The sequence below is a fragment of the Bacillus sp. J14TS2 genome, assembly GCF_018333015.1.
GTDB lineage: Bacteria > Bacillota > Bacilli > Bacillales > Bacillaceae_C > Lederbergia.
Genome location: NZ_BORE01000006.1, coordinates 209,543 through 231,771, shown reverse-complemented (window position 1 = coordinate 231,771; position 22,229 = coordinate 209,543). Strand labels below are relative to the sequence as shown.

Here is a 22,229-nt window from a genome sequence, read left to right as displayed (position 1 = left end):
GAACTTGATTTAAAGGAAGAGAATAGCCAGGGTCTCATTAATGGGGAGTCTAAGTGAGGGCGTTTCCGATACTAGAGCGATTGAATTTTTAAAAGCATATAAACCGACTAATCCAATATTCCCTCTATCCGCCTTTTGGCTTGCCAAGTGTTGTTCCAATTTCGGATTACAAGAGCAGGCGTGGAATATGATCCAGATGTGTGCTTGAGTTCCGTTTTAACTGAGAAAAGAGATTTCCATAAAATGCAAATAACTTATGTAGGATATGATTCTTATGTATGAGCTTATGCCATAGTTGGTCAAGCACCCCCGTTCAATGGATTAGTCAATATATCTTAGGGGGTCAAGCCGGTAAAACTTGGTTATAAGGAGGTGGTTTTTCAGCCTCTACCTTTACCTGAATTAGAATATTGTTCTGGTTCAATAAATACACCTATTGGAGTTATTTTTATCGAGATAAATAGATATAGAAATGGAGAGATGGATTCAAATATTATTGCACCAACTAAAGTTAGAATAATTTGATATCTTAAAATTGTACTTGAGCGAATGATAGAAATGATCCACCGATTGTTATAAGTAGTGGCGAAATTTGAGAAAAATGGAGCGGCTGCAAAGGTCATTAAACATATGGAAAGATTCAAGCAATTGCTTAAATATCAGCTAAAAAACAACTCGATTTCTAAAGAATTGTATGAGCTTCTGAATACGGATGCAGATTCGCTTATTCAGAAATGGCAAGGTAAGTAAAACAAGAATTTGGAGAGGGTGATAGGGAGCTATCCAAAAGGGGGAAGGTAACGCCTTTTTGGAAGCTCCTTTTTTTTAGTCTCTAAGATTCCCCGCCATTTGATCGGTAATGACTTGGTGTTGTACCAGTGTGTTTTTTAAAAACTCGATTAAAATGGCTAAGATCATTGAATCCAGAATCTAACGCAATCGTTGATATTTTCTTTTTGCTCTCTTGAAGTTTGTAACAGGCCTGTTGAATTTGAGCAGTATGTTTAAATTCAATTAATGTTTTACCTGTATGCGCTTTAAACTTTGCTGTTAATGAGGATACGCTAATCCCGAAGGTTTTGCTAAGTTGGCTCAAGGAAATCGGTTGATTACAATGTTCTTTTAAAAAATGAGCGATGGATTGTATGGCTTCATCATCACTTATGAAGATATTTTGTTTTCCTTGGTTGGTTTTGTAATAACGACTAAGGAGGATAAGTACCTCGATTAAACGAGTCTTAATGACAAATTGATAGCCGTCTTCTTTTTCTTGATATTCCCGATAGATAGCATCTAGATGTTTTTCAATTTGAATCTTTTGAACAAGTTGAAGTGGTAAAAATTGAATGAATGATGAGTGTTTTTGTAAAAAGGGTATTAAATAAAAGAAATTTACAAATGAAGGCATGGTGCTCAACGTATTTAATTCCCTATGTAAAAATTCTTTATTAAAAAGCACGTTGTAAACAACCGTATCATGGCTAAGAGAAGCACGAAACCGATGATACATACTCGGTTCAAGTATAAATACATTTCCAGCAGATAATTCATATGTTTTATCTTCAATTTGATGATGAGCATTCCCCCTCACGACATATACCAATTCAAAAAAGTCATGAGTATGGGGAGGAATATAATTATCTTTCAAAATACGATAACGTTCAATATGAAATGGAAACATTCGTTTTGTAAAGAATTGTTTTCCGCGTAAAACTTCATTCATATTTTGTTGTTTCATGATTCCCTCTCCTCAAAAATTAAAGGTATATATACTATAACATATGAAAAATAACTCCCATAAGACGAGTTTATTGGCAAAAAGTCACATTTTTATAGCAAATATACCAAGTAACGAAAAGAGGAATATATTAAGCTTAAAAAGGCTAGCAATCTAATTTTATTCTAAAGGAGAGGTTTGAATGTTTCATGATAGTAGAAAAGGACTTTCTGAAGAGCAAATTGCCTATTATCAAGAAAATGGCTTTGTACAGGTAGATAATGTCTTAAGCACAGACGAAGTAGCAGAGTTACGTACATTCATGGATGAGGTAATGAACAATAAGAGTCGGAGCTCTATCCAAACGAGCGAACAAGACGATGCTTATTATAAGGTATTAAATCAGCGAGTCAACACATGGAGAGATCATGGCGGTATGGCTAGGTTTGTTTTATCAGAGCGTTTGGCTGGCATGGCCAGCCAATTAATTGGGAACAAGGGGATACGATTATTTCATGACCATGCTCTATTAAAAATGCCAAATGATTCTAAGGAAACACCATGGCATCAAGACTTTCCTTATTGGCCCATGGAGGAAGACGGTGCACTTTCTATTTGGTTAACATTAGATGATGTAGATAAGCAGAATGGATGTATGAAATTTTTACCAAAAACGCATAGGTTAAAAGAATTGAACGCGGTCGACCTTGTTGATGGCCATGATATTTTTAAAGATGTAAAGGGATTAGATAAAGATAAAGCGAAGACGGTTCCATTGAAGGCAGGAAGTTGTACTTTTCATCACGGCTTAACCCTCCATAGCGCTTATTCAAATCAAACAAATAAACCAAGAAGGGTATTAGCAATTATTTTTATGCCGGATGGTACCGTTTTCAACGGAAAACCACATGTCACAATTGATCATCTTGATTTGCAAAAAGGTGATTTGCTAAATGGTGGGATGTTCCCAAGGTTGGCTTAATAAACAAACGAAGAGCTCTTCGTTTATTAGGTATAACTTCTAAGTGTGAAGCAAATGCATAGAAGCCTTTTTGTTTTTGTTCACTTACAAAATCTCCTAGAATATCTAAAAACAATCATGAGCAAATTTTTTAGAGAATCCTCTCATAAGAGGGTTCTCTTTAGTTGGGAATCCTTCGGTTTGCTAAATATATTCCATGAAAAATAAAGAGAAAAACAGATAATCAAAATGATATCCAAGAAATTGGCTGGATAAACCATATGAATTGTCCTAATCGACCATGACTTATGGGGATCCCCTTAGTAAAATGAAAAATAAGTTTAAGAGGATGTTCAAAAAATCCGGTGAAAATGACACAGCGGAATAAATACTCTTTGGATAAGAATCGACACGTTTTGTCGAACATCGAGGTTACCTCAACACGGCCAAGTCCGCTTCTTGGAAAAGAAACCGCCTTTCCTTGTGCGAAAGCAGGATGTACGAGTGTCGGAAGCTAGTGATTGTTGTCAGCTCCCGACTGGTTCTTTTGAACACACACTTTTAAGTATGTTTACAACAAGGAGGAGCAAAATGAAAGTAATATTTATTTCTCTAGATACTTTACGGGCGGATCGTTTAGGTTGTTATGGTTATCCCCTCCCGACTAGCCCTTATTTGGATAAAATTGCGCATGAAGGTGTACTTTTTGAAAACGCTTTCTCTTCGGACATACCGACAGAGGTTGCCCATACAAGTATTTTTACTGGGAAGGTTGGATTAACAACTGGGGTTGTTTCACATGGATCTGCATCAACCTATTTACCTAAGAATCAGCAATGGCTCCCTAGTCTATTACAGCAAAAAGGTTTTACCACTGGCGCCGTTGATAATATGTACAATTTAAAAGAATGGTTCGCAAGAGGGTATCGTTATTATATTAATGCGAAGCAACCTACCAGATGGATTGATGGTAAAAATATCAACTCATTGGCGAAACCGTGGATCAAAGAGCATAAAGATGAGGATTTTTTCCTTTTTCTTCATTATTGGGATCCACATACTCCCTATTTACCACCTAAGAGCTATATCCCAACTTTTTATGACCAAACGAAGGAGCCATATAACCCTGCGAATAAAAGTATGGAACCAGCGTTTAATCATGCTGCCTATCCATTTTTTAAATATCATCATTATGATTTACTTGGCGGCATTACCGATACAGACTATGTAAATGCATTATATGATGCGGAAGTCCGTTATTTAGATGATTTATTAAAAGATTTAGATAGGTTTTTGGAGGAAGAAGGCATAATAGAGGATACACTGCTCGTTTTATTCGGCGATCATGGGGAGAGTCTGACAGAACATGATATTTATTGGGATCATTGTGGCCTGTATGAACAAACGGTTCATATACCTCTGATTATGCGTTGGCCAGGCCAGCTCCCAACCAATAAGAAGGTTCAATCCCTCGTTCAGCATGTGGATATCATGCCAACTATATTGGAATGGCTGCAGCAGGATATTCCAAATGATCTGGACGGTAAGAGTCTTATCCCATTAATAGAGGGAACGAGTGACAAACATCATCAAGAAATATTTCTAAGTGAATGTGCTTGGCAAGCAGCAAGAGGCATTCGAACCGAACAATTTAAATATATTGAAACCTATGATGCTGGTCCTTTTACCCGCCCGCCTGCAGAACTATATGATCTCCTAATTGATCCTGATGAAACGACGAATCTTGTCGATTCTCTCCCAGACCAAGCAAAGAGCTTGCATACTCGCTTGCATACCTGGGTAAAGGGGAAGATTGGGGGGCAGGAGGATCCAATGCAATATATTTTAAGAACGGAAGGACTTCCATTTAAAGGAAGGATCAAAAAGGTCTTAGAGGAATATGGATTGGATTGGGATGAGTGGAAGGAAAATCCTAGGAGAGAGCGCATTGATAGAGGTGTGAAAAGTTAGACTTTGAAAAAATTGAAATAGATGGAACAATTTCCTAACAAGTTTTGTTGGGAAATTTCTATTATATACATTTAAATGAGAAAGGAGGAATTTGACAGAAAAATGTCGGAATATTGCGTTAAAACATTATCCCAAAAAAATGTTGTAAAGGAGGAAGGAAATGAAAGTCTCGTTTAGATTACTTTTCATCTTTTTACTCGTATTATCAATGGTCATTAGCGGCTGTTCTTCAAAAAGCAATCCAACCACCTCTGAAAAAGATGCTAAGAAAGAGGGGGATACGGAGAAACTGGAAGAAAAAGTGGTAGATGTAACAGAGATTACGGAGTTTAAACAGGCACCGATGCTTGATGAAATGGACCTCCCGCCGGTTGAAGAGCGACTACCGAAGGAACCCAAGATTCCCAATGAATTACCAACTGATCAGCTTACTGTTGAAATAGGGAAATATGGGGGCACGTTAAATACAGTTGCTCAAAGTATAGATTGGGATCCTGATTTATTTGTTATGAATAATGAACCGCTCTTAAATACGCCGGGAATTCTAGGCGAAGAGATAACGGGGAATGTACTGAAAGATTATGAAGTTTCCGATGATGAAAAAGAATTTACATTTTATATGAGAGAGGGATTGCGTTGGTCTGATGGTGAAGCGGTTACAACGGAAGATGTGAGATTTGCTATTGAAGATGTTCAGTTTAATGAGGAGATTACATCGATTTTACCAGGCTGGCTTCATTCGGGCGGAAATGTAGATGGTTCGCCTATGAAATTAGATGTTATCGACGATTACACCTTTAAAATTTCTTTTGATGAAGCAAATGGCGGCTTCCCGATTAGCTTGGCGATCCAAAACTGGCGCGGCTATGCTGATTTATTAAAGCCAGCTCATTATTTAAAGAAATTCCATAAAGATTATGCAGACCCTAAAGAATTAGAAGAAAGCATTAAAGAAAATAACTTTGATGAAGGCGAAGACACAGATTGGGTTAATAATTTTAACTATCTGGATATTACAGAAAGGGAACTAAATCATTCCAATGCGGCAGATTTCCCTGTTTTGTATCCGTGGTTACCAAAAGAAAAGACAAAAACGCATGTGACCTATGAACGAAATCCTTATTATTTTAAGGTGGATCCTGAAGGAAATCAGCTTCCCTATATTGATAGTCTGAAAAGTGCGATTGTGCAAGATACAGAAGTAACGGCATTAAAGGTTATTGCCGGGGAAGTAGATTTCAATCGTGAAGCAACGGCTTTAACGAAAATGCCTGTTTACCGTGAAAATGCTGAGAAGGGTGGATATAAAGCGATTTTAGCAGATATGCATCTAACCCCGACAGATGTGTTCTTAAATATGACCTATGATGATCCTGTCTGGCGCGAAGTTGTTCAAGATTTACGCTTTAGACAAGCGCTTAATTATGCGATTGATCGTGATGAGATTATTGAAACCCTCTATTACGGATTTGCTGAGCCATCTACGATGATTGATAGCACGCTTGATATTGCAAAGGCAAATGAGTTGTTAGATGAGATGGGGATGGAAAAAGATAAGGACGGATATCGAAAAGGTCCAGATGGCAAGCGATTTACGATTCCTTTTGAAGTACAAGCGGCGGCACCTGATATTGTCCCACTAGCGGAATTGCTGACAGAAATGTGGAAGGAGATCGGCATCCACGTTACGGTCAAAACGATTGATTCGAACCTGCATGGGAACAAAAGTGAGGCGAATGAGCTGCAAGCATCGATTATGTGGACGCACACCCCGCTCTATTATATGCAGGATTTGGGAACAGGATTTTGGGGAAGGATGTGGCATGACTGGTGGAAATCAGGTGGAAAAAAAGGTGAAGAACCGCCTGAGAATGTGAAGAAATTTTATGACTTGATGGATGAGATGAATGTCAGTGGACCAGAAAGAGCAGTAGAAATAATGGATGAATTACGGCAAGAAATGCACGATAATATATACTATTTTGTCCATATTGAGCATGCAAAGCAACCGTTAATTGTCAATGCGAATTTAGGAAATGTAACAGAGGATGGTTTAGCAATTGCAATTAACTTTGCCGGTGAACAAATGTTTTTTAAAGAATAATGCTATAGAACTTAGGTAGCTCTATTTACAATAAAGCTACCTAAGTTCCTTCCTAAAAGAGGAGAGGATAGGATGTTAAATTATATTGGGCATCGTGTATTACAGTTGATCCCGCTAATCATCGCCATTAGTATTATATCTTTTGCGTTAATTCAACTACCTCCCGGTGATTATTTGACAACCTATATTAATCAGCTGGAGTTGTCAGGAACGGAAGTATCTGAAGGAACGATTATGAGTTTACAAAGACAATATGGGCTTGATAAGCCGATATATACCCAATATTTTATATGGATTAAGAATATTATTTTCCATGGTGATTTTGGCCGATCCTTTACTTGGAATGAACCTGTAAAAGATGTGATTGGCGAGAGGTTAGGATTAACAATCGTGATTTCGATTCTAACGTTAATTTTAACGTGGATTATCGCAATACCTATCGGAATTTACTCAGCGATTCGCCAATATTCAATCTTTGATTATATTTTTACATTCATTGGTTTTATTGGACTGGCTATCCCGAATTTCTTAATTGCTTTATTTGTCATTTACACCGTGTTTGTTAATACGGGAGTGGCCATTACGGGCTTATTTTCTCCTGAATATGTGTCAGCGCCGTGGAGCATTGACAAGATTCTAGATATGTTACAAAGAATTTGGGTGCCCGTTCTTATCATCGCTGTTTCAGGAACGGCCGGTTTAATCCGTGTGATGCGGGGCATGCTTCTGGACGAATTACAAAAGCAGTACGTGATTACCGCAAGAGCAAAGGGAGTAAAGGAGAAAAAGCTATTGTTTAAATATCCTGTCCGTATGGCCATCAACCCGATTATTAGTACAATTGGATGGACGCTTCCAGCAATTATATCAGGAGAAGCAATCGTATCAATTGTTTTAAATTTACCAACAACAGGACCAATGTTATTGGAGGCCCTAATGAACCAGGATATGTATTTAGCTGGAAGCTTTATTCTACTATTAAGTATTCTAACGATCATTGGCACATTAATATCTGATATTCTACTAGCCTGGTTAGATCCTAGAATAAGGTTTGGAGGGGTGGAAGAGTGAATCCTGAAATCTCTACGAATAATCAACAAATACCTGTTCAGCCTAATAAAAATGCAGATGAACATTATGAAATCGCTTCACAATGGAAACTAATGTGGTTGAAATTTAAAAAGCATAAATTAGCGATTATCTCTGCACCTATTTTGCTTGTTTTATTAATTTTAGCAGCATTTGCTGAATTTTTAAGCCCGCATGTTCCAGCAGAACGATTTTCTGATTATAAATATGCACCTCCACAAACTCTGCATTTTGTCCATCCGGAAAATGGATTTAGCTTACGTCCCTTTGTCTTTGATCTAAAAGAAGAAATGGATCAGGAAACATTTCGAAAAAATTTTACGGAAGATGAGTCCAAAGCGTATTATCTTCATTTTTTCACAAAAGGAACGGAATATAAATTTTGGGGGTTATTTAAAACTAATCGCCATATTATTGGCTTAGAAGAGGCGGACGCTCCATTTTTTCTCATGGGGACAGATTCGCTTGGACGTGATTTATTCAGCAGAATTTTACATGGCTCAAGAATATCCCTTTCCTTTGCTTTTTTAGGGATTATCCTCGTGATTATTCTTGGGGTTATCCTTGGAGGAATTTCCGGCTATTTTGGTGGAGTCACGGATACAATCATTCAACGTTTAATCGATTTATTAATGTGTATTCCAACAATCCCGTTGTGGATGGCGTTAGCTGCTGCCTTACCATCAAGCTGGTCGCCAAGCCAAATTTATTTAGGGATGGTCATGATCTTATCCATTATTGGTTGGACAGGGCTGGCAAGGGTTGTCCGTGGGAAAATACTTTCTCTGCGAGAAGAGGATTTTACAATGGCAGCAAGACTTGCCGGGGCAAGTAATTTTCGGATTATTATGAAGCATCTCGTCCCATCCTTTGCGAGTTATATCATTATTAATGTCACGATTTCCATTCCTGCAACCATTTTGGGAGAGACTTCTTTGAGTTTTTTAGGTCTTGGTTTACAGGCGCCTGTAGTAAGTTGGGGAGTGTTATTAGGAGAATCGCAGAAACTAGAGAATTTAGCGCATCACCCTTGGTTACTATGGCCAGCAGCTTTTATCATTGTGGCGGTGTTAGTGTTTAATTTCCTTGGTGATGGTTTGCGCGACGCGGCAGATCCTTATAAATAGAGGAGTGAGCGAGGAATGAGGAAAAAGCAGGTTGTACTGGAAAAGACATCAACAATGGATTCGACGATTCATCAGGATGATGAGGTTATTTTAGAGGTTACCAATTTAAATATTCATTTTCCATTAGAGGAAGGGATTTTAGAGGCGGTAAGTGGAGTTGATTTTAAATTAAAGAAGAAAAAAACGCTAGGTATTGTTGGAGAAAGTGGAAGTGGAAAAAGTGTTGCTACAAAAGCAATTCTTCAAATCGTTGATACTCCAGGAAAAATTGCGGATGGAGATATTCTTTTTCGAAGACATGAGAAGCAAGAAGAGATTGTGAATATCGCAAAGCTCCATCCGACAGGAAAAGAAATAAGAGATATACGTGGTGGGGAAATTTCGGTTATTTTTCAAGAGCCAATGAAGGCGTTTTCCCCCATCTATACTATTGGAAATCAATTGGTTGAGGCCATCCTTTTGCATGTTACAAAGGATGAAAGGGAAGCTAAAAAAGTTGCCATAGATACATTGAAAAAAGTAGGGATGTCGAATCCCGAACAAAGAATGGACCAATATCCACATGAATTGTCAGGTGGAATGAGGCAAAGGGCAATGATTGCGATGTCGCTTTGTTGTAATCCCGCGATTTTGATTGCGGATGAACCAACAACAGCCTTAGATGTAACGGTACAAGCGCAGGTATTAAATCTAATTAATCAACTAAAAGAAGACTTTAATTCGGCTGTCATCTTTATTACCCATGATTTAGGTGTGATCGCTGAAATGTCTGATGAAGTTGCGGTTATGTATCTTGGCAAAGTAGTGGAATATACAGATGTCGACACATTGTTTTTTGGAGCCTTACACCCATATACACAAGGATTACTGCGGTCGATCCCAACAGTGGGGAAAGCAAATCAACCATTAGAATCTATCGAGGGGATTGTTCCGATTCCGATTAATCTACCAAAGGGTTGCGGATTTTATTCTAGATGTCAGCTTGCTGAAGATGGTTTATGCAATGTGGCAGACATTCCACTTGTTGAAGTTAAGGATGATCATTATGTAAGATGTGTCAAAGTAAATCCAAATGAAAGGGAAGGGGGGCAAAAAAATGGAGAATAAGATATTGGAAGTAGAATCATTGAAAAAGTATTTCCCGATCAAAAAGGGGTTCTTTAAAAGAAGTGTCGGAGAAGTAAAGGCCGTAGACGATATATCCTTTTATGTAAAAGAGGGAGAGACTTTTGGGCTTGTAGGGGAGTCTGGCTGTGGAAAATCAACATTAGGAAAAGGTTTATTACGGGCTATTGAACCATCCAGTGGAGATGTGAAATTTAAAAACCGCCATGGTCAAACAGTTGATGTAACAACATTGGATTATAAAGGATTACGAGATATTAGAAGAGATATGCAAATGATTTTTCAAGACCCTTATTCTTCCCTAAACCCGAGAATGACAGTATTAAATATTATTGGGGAACCGTTAATTTGTAATGGAATAGCTAAAGGAGAGGCATTGAAAACGAGAGTAAAAGAATTGATGGAAATTGTTGGCTTAAATAGTCGCCATCTAGAAAGATATCCTCATGCCTTTAGTGGGGGGCAGCGTCAACGCATAGGAATTGCTCGTGCGCTTGCCACTAACCCAAAATTCATTGTCTGTGATGAGGCTGTTTCTGCGCTAGATGTATCCATACAGGCACAAATTATTAATCTCTTAGAAAATTTGCAGAAAGAATTCCATTTAAGCTATTTATTTATCTCCCATGACTTAGGGGTCATTGAGCATATTTCTGATCGAGTCGGTGTCATGTATGTCGGAAAGATGGTCGAAATGGCCAATACAGAAACCTTATTTTCAACGCCAAAGCATCCATATACAGAGGCACTTTTATCAGCTAAACCTGTTCCAAATCCTAGGGCGAAAAAGGAAAGGATTATTCTGAAAGGAGAAGTGGCTAACCCAGCAAAACCACCGACAGGCTGCTATTTCCATCCGCGTTGTCCTTATGCTAAAGAGATTTGTAAGCTAGAAAGCCCAGCCTTCCAGGAGATTAGCAAAGGACATCATGTAGCCTGCCATTTTGCAAAAGAATTAGATTTGAAAGGCTCTGTTGCCATATGATTCTTTTGCTTGTGTTGATTTATGCGCTTTCGCTTTTTCTTATCATGTTAGGCTCTATTTGGTCTATGAATACTTTTGCAAAGAAATATATTGGCCAAAAGCATCTCGTTTTAGAGGAGGTAGCAAATGGTGAGATTCCGGAGCAATGGTCCCGGCATTATCAAACGAAAATAAAGAAATTAGAGGAGAAAGGGAATACTGAGCGAATTTCTCATATACAAAGGACAGCGCAAAAAACGTATTCAAAAAAATTACAGCGATTAGTGCACTATATCCAAAAGACGAATTTAGTGGATAGTGAAGAGACCCGTTCTACATTGCTTTCGGATCTTGAAAAAACACGTCAACAATGGAGGAATCAACTTCCAAATGAAAAATAGCTCCAAAGGTCAAGAAATTTTACAAAAGCTAATCGTATTGGGGTTAACGACGCTAACGGCAGGAATTGGATTGATTCTTTGGTTCATAATGAGAGATACATTGATGACGTATCTTTTGTACTTTTCGATCGATACTTGGAAGATACCGGCAGTGGATAATTTTTCATTTGTGTTATTAGGGATTGGTTGGCTCATCTTTGTGTTTGTTATACATCATATTTTAACAAAAAGTCTAAAAAAGAACGGAGTATTTAGCACTTTTTTAATCATTTGCGGCTACCAAATTCTATTGTTATGTATTTGTAATGGCTCAAGATTATTATTAATCAACCAGCCTGAGTGGTCCAGCATATTGCTTCGCGGAGGAGAACTGACGTTAAGCTTAGCGTGTTTGATCGGAGCTTATATATGGAGAATAAAGAAGCGATTCGGAAGTAGGGATGAGGCAAAATAATGGAGGGATACGAATGGATGTAGGCGTTGTATCAAGAAGCTTTCCGCAATTGAGTAATAAGGAGACAGCCCAATTTTTAGCAAAAGAGGGCTTTAAATGGACAGAGCTATGTTTTTCACAAACCGATTCTAATTACTGGGTGTATAATGGCCGTTCGAATTTAGAGACACTTACAAATGAAAAAAGTAAAGAAATTATCGATATTTATCAGGACCATGGCATTGAGGTAGTGGCGATTGGTGTATTTACGAATCTATTAGAGCAAGATGAGAAGGAGGCGGAAGAGAATCTAGCTTATTTTGAGAGATTAATGGAAATTGCCTCTACGAATAACATTCCCTATGTCTCCACAGAGTGTGGATTTATCCCAGGGAAGAGAGGAATCAATGCGGACACTTATGAATCTGCTTTTGATCTGTTTAAAGATCGCCTAGGTCAGCTTGTGCAAAAGGCGGAGAAATATCATGTTTCAATTGCTTTGGAACCCTGTGTTTTAGATATTATCCCAAGCGCAAAGCGGACAGTAGATTTGATAGAACAAATTGGATCTAGTCATCTTAAAGTCCTTTTAGATCCTGCTAATTTGATTGCCAATCATTCAGAAGAAGATATGTTTCACTATTTATCTACTCATATTGCTTATTTTCATGGAAAGGATCGGAAAGTCAATGATGCATACGGACGGGCGATTGGGGATGGCGATATTGATTGGCCACTCTTTTTCCAGCAATATCATCAGTACACGGAAGGTATCCCTTTTATTATGGAATATGTAAACATAGATAATTGCTGTGATATTCGAGATCGTGTCTTACAATTTGACAAAGCGTCCGTGACGACCAAATAAGCGAAACTTTAATCAGTGGGGGTTTTTCGACGCACAGGACGTGCTAGTGCTTGTTGTCGCGAACTTAAACCCACTAATTACAGAGGATCAAAGGCTAAAATCGCGGCATCCTGTTGGCCTGAACCAATCGGGGGCTTATACGGCAGTGTATCCCCATCTGCGCTTCTCCGTATTCTCTAAATCCTTGAGGTGGAGGGATTACTACCCGTTAATGCGGGATAAGTAAGAAAGTAGGGATGTCGTGAAACAGGACATCCCTTATGCAAATTATCGGGGGATAACGCTTTCCTTTCGATAAACAATAGGGAAATCATCCCCTGTTAAAATTTCACCTGGTTGAACAGTTACGAATGGTTCCATTGGATGTGCCCCAGTCGGTTCATAGCGTACATGACCTGGCATATAATGGACTGCGATGGCTCTCCGTTTCCGTTGTGAACGATTTGGTCCACTGCCGTGCCAGGTGAGACAATGATGGTAGCCTACCTGCCCTTTTTTGATTTCAAATGGAACTGCTTGAGTATTAGCTCCTTCAGGCAGGCGTTCCGGTTGCTGATGACTAGGCTTATAATCAGCTGTATTGGTTAAGTAGGCTTGTTGGTCACCCCATTTATGGCTTTTTGGAACCATCCACATACAACCGTTTTCAACAGTGGCATCATCAAGGGCAACCCAAGCACTAACTAGATCAGCTGGTTGGATAATCGGCCATGCTGGATGATCTTGATGCCAGTCTCCAGGTCCACCAATAACAGGTGGTTTGTATTGAACCTGATCATGCCAGATTCGGAGTGTATCTGTTTGACAGAGCTGAGCAACTTCTTCACATAGGCGTTCATTAGCCGCGTGTTGGAAAAAGGCATCACTAACCATCCACATATTGACAATTTGAACAACGGTATCCTTTTTGGACATTTTCATGCCGAATTCAGAATCAGAGTTTGTTAGATCGCGATTCAGCACGGGTTTTTTGACTGATTTCCCATCCAAAACAAGGTCTAATTGTTCACGTAACAAATTCACTTGACTATCATCTAGAATGACATCGCCTTTGACAAAACCATTTTCTTCGAACTGCCGTAATTGCTCTGTACTTAACATGCTTACATCCCTTTCCATTTGTTTTTTCAATCTTAAAAGATTGTACATTCATGATAACAGTCTAGTTTTTGCTCTGTCTTTAGACTTTTCTAATAGAAGATTGCACATTTCACAGATCATATACGATTCTTCGGAGGGATAGGCAATGAAAAGAGAAGTGATTAGACTTTCCGAATTACGACCGATGATCCATTTTGCAAATAAAATGGTGACATCACCTGGCCAAGCGTGGGGACCACGGATTATAGGGGATTGTCAATTTGTCTACACCCTTTCTGGTAAGGCAACATTGAGAATGGGGAATCAAATATTTGATTTGCGAGCGGGAGATCTCGTATTCTATGGTCCGCAATGTCCACATCAGCTAATTGCAGCAGAAGATGATCCTTTTACATTTATGAGTATTCATTTTGATTGGTGTACAGAGGAGGTCGAGCCTACACATCCCCTTCACCAGATTCAATTTTGTTCAGAAGAGCAATTAAGGCAACAAATTCCGAGCTATACAATCATTGTCAATGAGCAAAAAGAGCTGGTGTTTCCTAATCATATGACAATCCCAAACATTGAAGATTTATTTGATCAGCTTGTAATAGAATTTCGTTTAGAGGAACCAGGGTATGGCTGCATGTCCAGAGCTTTGTTTTTACAATTGATTACAACAATTATTCGACAAAAATTACAAAATGGATTATGGAAGAGCGAAAAGAGAAAAATTGCTCCAGCCCTAGAAGCAATTCAAAAAAGACCAGACTATCATTGGCCTTTAACGGAACTATCTGATTTATGCGGGTATCATCCTACGTATTTTTCCAATCTGTTTAAAGATATTATGGGATGTGCACCTAAACATTACTTAATTACAGAACGCATTAAAAAAGCTAAGCAATTACTCATTGATATGGAACTGATTGAAGAGGTGGCTGATCAGCTTGGATATTCAAGTGTCCATTACTTCTGCCGAAATTTTAAATCATTGACTGGCTTGACTCCAACGGAATATAAGAGACAATGTTTGGAAGTGTGAGGTTCACAAAATGTCCGAATTGACCATGAATTTGGCAGGATACACAATGAAGATTAGGCGAAAGCTTGTTAAGATCTACTTAAACAGCAGAGAGAATTTTATGATATGTTGCAAGCGCTTCCTATCATTTCAAGCATTGTAGGATGGGAGATTGGTAGACAGAAGGCATCGTTAATAAAAAAGATTTAGAGAGGATGGTTTCATGACGTTAAAAGTAGCAATTGTTGGTGTGGGGAATATTGGGAATACGCACGCTCCTGTTTACGCGGAAAATGAGGATACGGAGATTGTAGCGGTTTGCGACATTATTAAGGAAAAGGCAGACAAAGCCGCGCAACAATATGGTGCGAAAGCTTTTTACAGTGTCAAAGAAATGCTCGATAGCGAGATTCCATTAGATTTAGTGAGTGTTTGCACTAAAGGGGAAGAAAATGGTGGTGAGCATTATGCACCGACAATGGAATTACTTAGAGCAGGGATTCCTGTACTAGGGGAGAAGCCGATCTCAAACAAATTAGCGGAAGCACAGGAAATGGTTGATTTTGCGCGGGATAATCAAATTCCTTATGCGGTCAATCTCAATCATCGCTTTACCCCTGCGGCTGAACGGGCCAAGTCTTGGATTGAAGCCGGACGCTTAGGGAAAGTCCATATGATTAATATGAGAATGTGGATTAATAATCCTGTTGAAAGTTCACCGTGGTTTCATCTCCGTGCTCTGCATCCCCATTCCTTTGATGTGATTCGCTATTTTTGTGGAGATGTCAAACGAGTAGGAGCCTTTATGATGAAAGGGGAGGGGCGCGCAATTTGGTCGAATGCACAAATCATTTTAGAGTTCGAAAATGGCGCGATTGGTAATTTAGTAGGAAGCTATGACGCAGGCGCTAGCTACGGCCTTGAGCATTGTGAAGTAGTTGGGTCGAAAGGAAGATTCGTGTTAGAGGATGCTTGTGAAGATTTAACGTTTTATCCGCGGCATAGTATTGAAACTGAAAAATACAGCTATTTAGGTGGGATGCGAGCATTTCCTGAAACTTTTAAAAGCCGGATCAATTCCTTTGTGGATCAGCTCAAGACTGGTGTGACATACGATCGAGTAAACGGCTCCGGAGAGGATGCCCTGAAAGCGCAAACGATTATTGAAGCAGCGATCCGTTCTTGGGAAACGGGGACGATTGTCGATGTAAAAGATCTTGAACGAATTCCAGGAGGGATAAAATAATGAAGCTTGGTGTCAATTCTGTTTTATTCAAGGACTTTGATTTTGCGACTGCCGCAAAGCAAATTGCGAACTGTGGCTATGATGGTGTAGAGATAGCGGCCATTAAAGGAATGTGTGAACATCTTGAGCTAGATCGTTGGCGTGAACAGGCGGAAGAGCTAAAAGCGATTGTAAAGGAAAATGGCTTGGAACTTTTATCTATGGAAGTGGCTTCCCTTGATGAAGAGCGCTTAATAAAAGCTTTTGAAGCTGGAGCTGAATTAGGGATTCCTGTTATCAATGTAGGGCCAGGCGGGAAATCGGGTGATGAGGATAGTTTGCACCATTCGATTGAAACGCTTCGTGCTTTAACAAAAAAGGCAGAGGAATATGGTGTCACATTATGTGTGAAGGCTCATGTAGGAAATGCAATCTATAATACACCAACAACATTACAAGCTATGAATGAGATTGATTCTCCAGCTTTCGGAATCGATATGGACCCGAGTCATATTTTTCGAGGAAATGAAAATCCTGAGGAAGAACTGCCAAAAGTGTTAAATAGAATGAAGCATGTGCATATTCGGGATTGCAAAGGCCGAACAGCTGGTCCTGGAGATATTCAAAATCAAGCATGTGGACGGGGAGACATCGATTTACTCGCCTATTGCAAGGCTTTAGTAGATGGCGATTATGATGGCCCTGTATGTCTTGAAGTAATTGGGGCAAATCAACATTCCCTAGCTGATGTTTCGATTGTTGCCGCTGAAAGTTATGGATATTTAAATGCCTGCTTACAGGTTTTAGGTGCACGGGATCAAAAAATGGTAAAAGAGTAAGGGAGTTCTTTACACTCCCTTTTTAAAAGGTATAAATTTCGGCTAATGCTTGATCTAGCTCCAGCGCCTAGCCCCGAGAAGCTCACAGGATGTGAGTTCATCGGCGTTGCCACAGGATGTGGCGACTTTAGCCGATGTTCTGCTTAATAACCTGAGCCAATAAAAGTCAAAACCGGACTTTTCTTGTCTCAGAACATTTGCTTGTCGGGGCTGAGCAAGGCGCTTGCGCTTTTCTTAAAAGGAGATGGTAAACCATGAAAAAGCCTAATATTATTATGTTTGGAATTGATAGTCTGCGCAGAGATCGCATGAGTTCCTATGGATATGATCGTTTGACAACCCCTCATATCGATCAATTTGCGAAAGATGGTGTGTTGTTTGAAAACTATTTTAGTCCAAGTATTCCTACAACACCAGGCTATGCTTCCATGCTAACAGGAATGGATTGTTTTGGAACAGATGTGGTGGCGCTTCGCCATAAAGGGCCATTAGGGGATCATGTGCAAACCCTGCCGGAGATACTTGGAGACCACGGATATCAAACAACTTGTATCGGATTTACTGGTAACCCATCCTCACGAGGGTTTCAAAAATATATCGACTATTCAGGATGGGGACCTGATGCAACGGGAAAAAGCCCTAAAGCAGAGAATTTAAATAAGGTTGCGATCCCAGAACTGAAAAGATTAGCAAGTGAGGAGGAGCCGTTTTTCTTATTTATGCGTCATATGGATCCCCATTCTCCTTATTTACCCCCTGCCCCTTTTGACCGGATATTTTATGATGGGGATGAATGCGACCCAGCAAATACATCCTTGGATAAACTAAAGGAATTTAAGCCATTTGCTGACTATATTACTTCATGGTTGCCAGAAGGATGCACAGATTCTGATTATGTCGATGCTCAATATGACGGAGCAGTTGCCTATATGGATGCTTGTATTCAAAAGATGTTAACAAGTATTCAAACATTAGGAATTGAAGAAGAAACGCTGGTGATTATCACTTCCGATCACGGAGAAACATTAAATGAACATGATTGTTGGTATGATCATCATGGACTTTATGAACATAACCTAGTCGTCCCTTTAATTCTTAAATTTCCGGGAAAATTACCAGCTGGAAAAAGGGTGGAGGAATTTACCTTAATTAAAGACTTAACCCCAACAATTCTGGAATTACTTGGTATAAAAACAGATATTTCATTTGATGGGCAAAGTTTACTCTCGCTCGTCCATAATGATCATCAGCGTTTTCAACAAACCTCTGAATTTTATATTACAGAATGTACATGGATGCGCAAGCACGGTTGGAGAACACCTGAATGGAAATTAATTCGTGCGTTGGAGCCTGATCTTCATTTTAAACCAGAAGTGGAATTATACAATATTTTTACAGATCCGCTTGAACTAAATAATGTAGCAGAGCGAGAGCCAGAGATTGTCAAAGCATTAACAGAAAGAATGGAAGCGTATATTGCGAAAAGGGAGCATGCAACAGGCAGAGCGAATCCCATGTATACAAATTTACAATGGCATGGTCTAGATCAGGGTCCTTTTAAAACATCTCAAGAAGCCTATGATTCTATGTATATAGGTTCAATAGAAACAGCACAGGATCTACAAGCAAAAGAAAAGAAAGAGAAAAAGACGAACGAGTCAAAGGTATAGGGAAACCATTCTTTGGATCGGGAATAACTTATAAAAAGGCATGGGGCTGGGACATAATTAAAGCGTTAAGCTCTAAGGACGAACAATACATTACCTTAGCGTAGGGAATATACGAAGACTCCTGCGGGAAGTGAGAGTTCGGCAAGACCCTGGAAGGCGAAGCCTGAGGAGGCTTGCCACTCGCCCGCGGAAAGCGAAGTATATTTCCGGAGCGGGGTTTATGCACCTTGGTCGTTCATTTTTTTCTTTGGTAAAAATAGTTATGTCCCAGACTCACTTAAACACAGAAAGGGATGATCTTTTTGCTTAAAGCTGCTGTCGTTGGATTGCGCAATATCGGAAAATTGCATTGTCGTTATTATCAGGAGATCCCTAATGTGACATTGGTAGCAGTCTGTGATCTGGATGGAAAGTTGGCCGAAGCAGCCGCTCTAGAATTCGGCGTGAAATCGTATACTGATTTAAACATGTTATTAGAAAATGAAGAAATTGATGTGGTCAGCATTGCAACAGGCGGAATCGAAAACGGATCTCATCACTTTGAGCCTGCCATGCTCGCAATTGAAAAGGGAAAAGATGTACTAGTGGAGAAACCTTTATCCAACCAATTGTCCGAAGCACGAGAAATGATTACATTTGCAAAAGAGAAAGGAGTAAGACTCGCTTGTAACTTAAACCACCGTTTTGCTCCAACCGCTCATAAGGCCAAAGAATGGGTGACACAAGGGGAATTAGGTGCTCTATTATATGTCAATATGAAACTAACAATTGGTAATCCCAATGAATCAACGCCATGGATTCATTTACGTGCTTTGCACCCTCACTCCATAGATGTTATGCGCTTTTTTGGTGGAGAGATTCAGCGAGTACAGGCATTTATGGCAAAAGCTCCAGGTAGAACAGTTTGGTCCACTGCTTCTATTAATATGGAATTTGCTTCAGGAGCTGTAGGGCATTTAACGGGTAGCTATGATATGGATAGTCGTCATCCCATTGAGCAATGTGAGGTAGCGGGAACAAAAGGAAGATTTGTGATCGATGATGTATATAATGAGGTCACTTATTATCCCCATGGTCGCTCAGAACTAACGGTGATGCGTAATTCTGTTTTGACAGGAATGGAAGGATTTAATGCCACATTTAAAAATAGGCTGCAAACATTTATTCAAGAAATCACATTGAACGTTTCTCCAGATGACATAACGGGTTCAGGTTCGGAGGCGCTAGCGGCACAGGAAGTAATCGAGGCCGCCATCCGTTCCCAGCAAGAAAATGGTGCAGTCATTGAGGTGAATACACTTAAACAAAAAAACTAAACGGGAATCGCATTCCTTCAATCGCCTTATGTGGATAGAGTTATTGATGATGCCAGTATAAAATTGACTAACGAAAGGTTGTTTTGTAAAATTAGATAATTTCAAACAAATCTAATCGTTCTATCTTTTCATCTTAATCTAGAAGGAGGATTGAAGATGAGTGTAATGAGATATCGAAGTCAAGAATATATGAAAAATAATGCATTTCCATTTTGGATTCAGCAATATCGGCATGATTCTATGAATGTTCCACCAGCTCATTCACATGATTTTATTGAATTAGTATACGTAGTCAAGGGTGAGGCGAAGCACGTTTTTGAAGAGCAAACGTACCGTATTCAAACGAATGATATTTTTATTATTAATCCTGGAGAGGTTCACACATTTGAGGTGGAAGTAGGGAAAAAAATTGATATTATCAATTGTCTATTTCTGCCTAATTTGATTCAGGATTCTTTGTTGAAGGAACTAGGTGTCTCGCAATCAATGGATTATTTCTATATTCATCCATTTTTAGATAATAAGGAACGATTTCATCATTTATTAAATCTGAAAGGCGTTTATGCCGAGCGACTACATTCTTTATTAGAAGGAATGATGAATGAATATACAGGAGAAGGGTCCTGCTACTCTACCTTAATTCGCCTACAGTTAGTGGAATTATTAATTCTATTATCGCGAATATATAATGAGCAGCAAATTAAACAACCGGATTCCCCTACTATTGAATCTAGTAGCCTATTAGTCCAGCGAGTATGTGGGTATCTTTCTAGAAATTATGATCAAAAAATTTCCATTCCTTCATTATGTAAGCTATTTACGATCAGCCCCCGCCATTTAAATCGACTTTTTAAGCAAGAAACTGATCAGACGATTGTGGAAATGTTGCAGTTTATTCGAATTGAAAAAGCAAAGAAGTTTCTAATTGAGAGTAATGATAAGATCATTGATATTGCCATTAAGGTAGGATATGATGATCCAGCTTTTTTCAGTCGATTATTCCGCAGAGAAGTGAAGTGTTCTCCGGGGAAATTCAGGGAGCAGCATCAGAACATATATATAACAAGTCGAGAGTCATATTAAGCAGGAAACAACGATGGAATCGTGAAAGGATGAGTGTATGAAAACGAAAGAATCCCAGTCATCAACCATTTGTCCACATGGTGGGACTTTGATGAATCGAGAAGTTCCCGAACTCGAAAAAAAACAAGCGCTTCAAAAAGCGGAAACTTTACCGAGTTTAACGATTTCCGATTGGAGTTTATCAGATTTAGAGTTACTTGCTAATGGGGGATTTAGCCCATTAAAGGGATTTATGAATCAGCAAGATTATCAAAATGTCCTGGAACATATGCATTTATCTAATGGTCTGCTGTGGAGTATCCCAATCACATTGCCCGTCCCTCGTGAAGAAGCCATCCATTTTTCGCTTGGAGAGGAAATCGCTTTAAAAGGTGAAGATGGCAAGATATATGGCACACTGCTTTTAGAAGAAAAGTATAGCTATGATAAGTTAGCTGAGGCCGAAAAAGTCTATGGAACGGTTGATCGTACACATCCTGGGGTTGAAAAGACTCTTGAAAAAGCGGAAATTTACTTTGCGGGTCCGGTTTATATGATTCAAAAACCAAGCCATCATCCTTTCGCAGCTTTTCATAAGACACCGAAGGAAACAAGAGAAATGTTTCAACAATTAGGCTGGGAAACCGTTGTCGGTTTTCAAACAAGAAATCCCGTTCATCGTGCTCATGAGTATATTCAAAAAATTGCTATGGAAAACGTCGATGGGTTGTTGTTAAACCCTTTAGTAGGAGAAACAAAGGCAGATGATGTTCCAGCCGATGTGCGAATGAAGAGCTATCAAATTTTATTAGAGAACTATTATCCGAAAAATCGTGTGGAACTTGTTATCTATCCAGCAGCGATGCGGTATGCGGGTCCTAAGGAAGCGATTATGCATGCACTTGTCCGAAAAAATTATGGATGTACTCATTTTATTATTGGGCGTGATCATGCAGGGGTTGGGGATTTTTATGGAACGTATGAAGCACAGGAGCTTGTAGGAAAGTATGAAGAAGAGATTGGGATGACCATTTTAAAATTTGAACATGCCTTTTATTGTAAGCGTTGTGAAAATATGGCCACCTCTAAAACCTGTCCCCATCAGCAGGAGCACCACATTCATTTAAGTGGAACAAAAGTTAGAGAACTGCTAAGAAAGGGGGAAAAACCACCGAGCGAATTTTCTCGTCCCGAAGTAGCGCAAGTATTAATTAATGGATTACAGTCACATATAGATTGAAAGGAGAAAA

The 22,229-nt window shown here is 39.2% G+C and carries 20 protein-coding genes and 1 pseudogene; 19 read left to right on the top strand and 2 right to left on the bottom strand.

Going from position 1 to position 22,229, the window contains the following annotated elements; translation table 11 throughout:
* Positions 1-351: 351 nt before the first annotated feature.
* Positions 352-525 (top strand): annotated as a pseudogene (locus KI375_RS27955) (alpha-L-rhamnosidase C-terminal domain-containing protein); the annotation flags it as partial.
* Between the two features lie 57 nt (positions 526-582).
* Positions 583-750 carry an FIMAH domain-containing protein gene (locus KI375_RS27950; RefSeq protein WP_374706837.1) on the top strand — a complete coding sequence of 56 codons (168 nt, stop codon included), beginning with the start codon at positions 583-585 and terminating at the stop codon, positions 748-750.
* An 82-nt stretch (positions 751-832) separates the two neighbouring features.
* Here KI375_RS27950 and KI375_RS11240 read toward each other — a convergent pair whose 3' ends face one another.
* Positions 833-1,738 (bottom strand): AraC family transcriptional regulator, encoded by a 906-nt coding sequence (locus KI375_RS11240; protein WP_212973586.1) that lies wholly within the window; start codon positions 1,736-1,738, stop codon positions 833-835.
* A 181-nt stretch (positions 1,739-1,919) separates the two neighbouring features.
* Between KI375_RS11240 and KI375_RS11235 the strand changes: the two genes are divergently transcribed.
* The 10 genes from KI375_RS11235 to KI375_RS11190 all read left to right on the top strand — a co-directional run bounded on the left by KI375_RS11235 (position 1,920) and on the right by KI375_RS11190 (position 12,760).
* Positions 1,920-2,699 carry a phytanoyl-CoA dioxygenase family protein gene (locus KI375_RS11235; protein WP_212973585.1) on the top strand — a complete coding sequence of 260 codons (780 nt, stop codon included), beginning with the start codon at positions 1,920-1,922 and terminating at the stop codon, positions 2,697-2,699.
* Between the two features lie 570 nt (positions 2,700-3,269).
* Positions 3,270-4,649, top strand: a complete 1,380-nt coding sequence (locus KI375_RS11230; RefSeq protein WP_212973584.1) for a sulfatase family protein — start codon at positions 3,270-3,272, stop codon at positions 4,647-4,649.
* Between the two features lie 160 nt (positions 4,650-4,809).
* Complete coding sequence (locus KI375_RS11225) at positions 4,810-6,753, top strand: ABC transporter substrate-binding protein (RefSeq protein WP_212973583.1); 1,944 nt, start codon at positions 4,810-4,812, stop codon at positions 6,751-6,753.
* Positions 6,754-6,825: 72 nt separating this feature from the next.
* Positions 6,826-7,824 carry an ABC transporter permease gene (locus tag KI375_RS11220; protein WP_207451043.1) on the top strand — a complete coding sequence of 333 codons (999 nt, stop codon included), beginning with the start codon at positions 6,826-6,828 and terminating at the stop codon, positions 7,822-7,824.
* Positions 7,821-8,969, top strand: coding sequence for an ABC transporter permease (locus KI375_RS11215; RefSeq protein ID WP_244852545.1), 1,149 nt, complete (start codon positions 7,821-7,823; stop codon positions 8,967-8,969). Before KI375_RS11220 ends, KI375_RS11215 begins: the two co-directional genes overlap by 4 nt.
* Positions 8,970-8,984: 15 nt before the next feature.
* Positions 8,985-10,076 carry an ABC transporter ATP-binding protein gene (locus KI375_RS11210; RefSeq protein ID WP_244852543.1) on the top strand — a complete coding sequence of 364 codons (1,092 nt, stop codon included), beginning with the start codon at positions 8,985-8,987 and terminating at the stop codon, positions 10,074-10,076.
* Complete coding sequence (locus KI375_RS11205) at positions 10,066-11,079, top strand: ABC transporter ATP-binding protein (RefSeq protein WP_212973582.1); 1,014 nt, start codon at positions 10,066-10,068, stop codon at positions 11,077-11,079. Before KI375_RS11210 ends, KI375_RS11205 begins: the two co-directional genes overlap by 11 nt.
* Positions 11,080-11,144: 65 nt before the next feature.
* Positions 11,145-11,459: a hypothetical protein gene (locus KI375_RS11200; protein ID WP_212973581.1), complete on the top strand. Its 315-nt coding sequence runs from the start codon at positions 11,145-11,147 to the stop codon at positions 11,457-11,459.
* Positions 11,449-11,913, top strand: coding sequence for a hypothetical protein (locus KI375_RS11195; RefSeq protein ID WP_212973580.1), 465 nt, complete (start codon positions 11,449-11,451; stop codon positions 11,911-11,913). The genes KI375_RS11200 and KI375_RS11195 overlap by 11 nt, the downstream gene beginning before the upstream one ends.
* 13 nt (positions 11,914-11,926) lie before the next feature.
* Entirely contained in the window at positions 11,927-12,760 is an 834-nt protein-coding gene (locus KI375_RS11190; RefSeq protein WP_212973579.1) for a sugar phosphate isomerase/epimerase family protein, read from the top strand.
* Positions 12,761-13,027: 267 nt separating this feature from the next.
* On the opposite strand, the gene KI375_RS11185 is transcribed toward KI375_RS11190, so the two are convergent.
* On the bottom strand, positions 13,028-13,861 hold the full coding sequence (locus tag KI375_RS11185) for a phytanoyl-CoA dioxygenase family protein (protein WP_212973578.1): 834 nt from the start codon (positions 13,859-13,861) through the stop codon (positions 13,028-13,030).
* A gap of 145 nt (positions 13,862-14,006) precedes the next feature.
* On the opposite strand from KI375_RS11185, the gene KI375_RS11180 reads away from it, so the two are divergent.
* The 7 genes from KI375_RS11180 to sat all read left to right on the top strand — a co-directional run bounded on the left by KI375_RS11180 (position 14,007) and on the right by sat (position 22,219).
* Positions 14,007-14,888 (top strand): helix-turn-helix domain-containing protein, encoded by an 882-nt coding sequence (locus tag KI375_RS11180; protein WP_212973577.1) that lies wholly within the window; start codon positions 14,007-14,009, stop codon positions 14,886-14,888.
* Between the two features lie 202 nt (positions 14,889-15,090).
* Positions 15,091-16,113 (top strand): Gfo/Idh/MocA family protein, encoded by a 1,023-nt coding sequence (locus tag KI375_RS11175; RefSeq protein ID WP_212973576.1) that lies wholly within the window; start codon positions 15,091-15,093, stop codon positions 16,111-16,113.
* Positions 16,113-16,931, top strand: a complete 819-nt coding sequence (locus tag KI375_RS11170; RefSeq protein ID WP_244852541.1) for a sugar phosphate isomerase/epimerase family protein — start codon at positions 16,113-16,115, stop codon at positions 16,929-16,931. Before KI375_RS11175 ends, KI375_RS11170 begins: the two co-directional genes overlap by 1 nt.
* Before the next feature lie 254 nt (positions 16,932-17,185).
* Positions 17,186-18,601, top strand: coding sequence for a sulfatase family protein (locus KI375_RS11165; protein ID WP_212973575.1), 1,416 nt, complete (start codon positions 17,186-17,188; stop codon positions 18,599-18,601).
* 302 nt (positions 18,602-18,903) lie between these two features.
* Entirely contained in the window at positions 18,904-19,917 is a 1,014-nt protein-coding gene (locus KI375_RS11160; RefSeq protein WP_212973574.1) for a Gfo/Idh/MocA family protein, read from the top strand.
* A 156-nt stretch (positions 19,918-20,073) separates the two neighbouring features.
* Positions 20,074-21,000, top strand: coding sequence for an AraC family transcriptional regulator (locus KI375_RS11155; RefSeq protein ID WP_212973573.1), 927 nt, complete (start codon positions 20,074-20,076; stop codon positions 20,998-21,000).
* Between the two features lie 37 nt (positions 21,001-21,037).
* Positions 21,038-22,219 (top strand): sulfate adenylyltransferase, encoded by a 1,182-nt coding sequence (gene sat / locus KI375_RS11150; RefSeq protein WP_212973572.1) that lies wholly within the window; start codon positions 21,038-21,040, stop codon positions 22,217-22,219.
* Positions 22,220-22,229 lie beyond the last annotated feature (10 nt).

Coding starts and splice junctions, on each gene's coding strand:
- KI375_RS11240 (WP_212973586.1), bottom strand. CDS start 1,738: ATGAAACAACAAAATATGAATGAAGTTTTACGCGGAAAACAATTCTTT.
- KI375_RS11235 (WP_212973585.1), top strand. CDS start 1,920: ATGTTTCATGATAGTAGAAAAGGACTTTCTGAAGAGCAAATTGCCTAT.
- KI375_RS11230 (WP_212973584.1), top strand. CDS start 3,270: ATGAAAGTAATATTTATTTCTCTAGATACTTTACGGGCGGATCGTTTA.
- KI375_RS11225 (WP_212973583.1), top strand. CDS start 4,810: ATGAAAGTCTCGTTTAGATTACTTTTCATCTTTTTACTCGTATTATCA.
- KI375_RS11220 (WP_207451043.1), top strand. CDS start 6,826: ATGTTAAATTATATTGGGCATCGTGTATTACAGTTGATCCCGCTAATC.
- KI375_RS11210 (WP_244852543.1), top strand. CDS start 8,985: ATGAGGAAAAAGCAGGTTGTACTGGAAAAGACATCAACAATGGATTCG.
- KI375_RS11205 (WP_212973582.1), top strand. CDS start 10,066: ATGGAGAATAAGATATTGGAAGTAGAATCATTGAAAAAGTATTTCCCG.
- KI375_RS11200 (WP_212973581.1), top strand. CDS start 11,145: ATGAATACTTTTGCAAAGAAATATATTGGCCAAAAGCATCTCGTTTTA.
- KI375_RS11195 (WP_212973580.1), top strand. CDS start 11,449: ATGAAAAATAGCTCCAAAGGTCAAGAAATTTTACAAAAGCTAATCGTA.
- KI375_RS11190 (WP_212973579.1), top strand. CDS start 11,927: ATGGATGTAGGCGTTGTATCAAGAAGCTTTCCGCAATTGAGTAATAAG.
- KI375_RS11185 (WP_212973578.1), bottom strand. CDS start 13,861: ATGTTAAGTACAGAGCAATTACGGCAGTTCGAAGAAAATGGTTTTGTC.
- KI375_RS11180 (WP_212973577.1), top strand. CDS start 14,007: ATGAAAAGAGAAGTGATTAGACTTTCCGAATTACGACCGATGATCCAT.
- KI375_RS11175 (WP_212973576.1), top strand. CDS start 15,091: ATGACGTTAAAAGTAGCAATTGTTGGTGTGGGGAATATTGGGAATACG.
- KI375_RS11170 (WP_244852541.1), top strand. CDS start 16,113: ATGAAGCTTGGTGTCAATTCTGTTTTATTCAAGGACTTTGATTTTGCG.
- KI375_RS11165 (WP_212973575.1), top strand. CDS start 17,186: ATGAAAAAGCCTAATATTATTATGTTTGGAATTGATAGTCTGCGCAGA.
- KI375_RS11155 (WP_212973573.1), top strand. CDS start 20,074: ATGAGTGTAATGAGATATCGAAGTCAAGAATATATGAAAAATAATGCA.
- sat (WP_212973572.1), top strand. CDS start 21,038: ATGAAAACGAAAGAATCCCAGTCATCAACCATTTGTCCACATGGTGGG.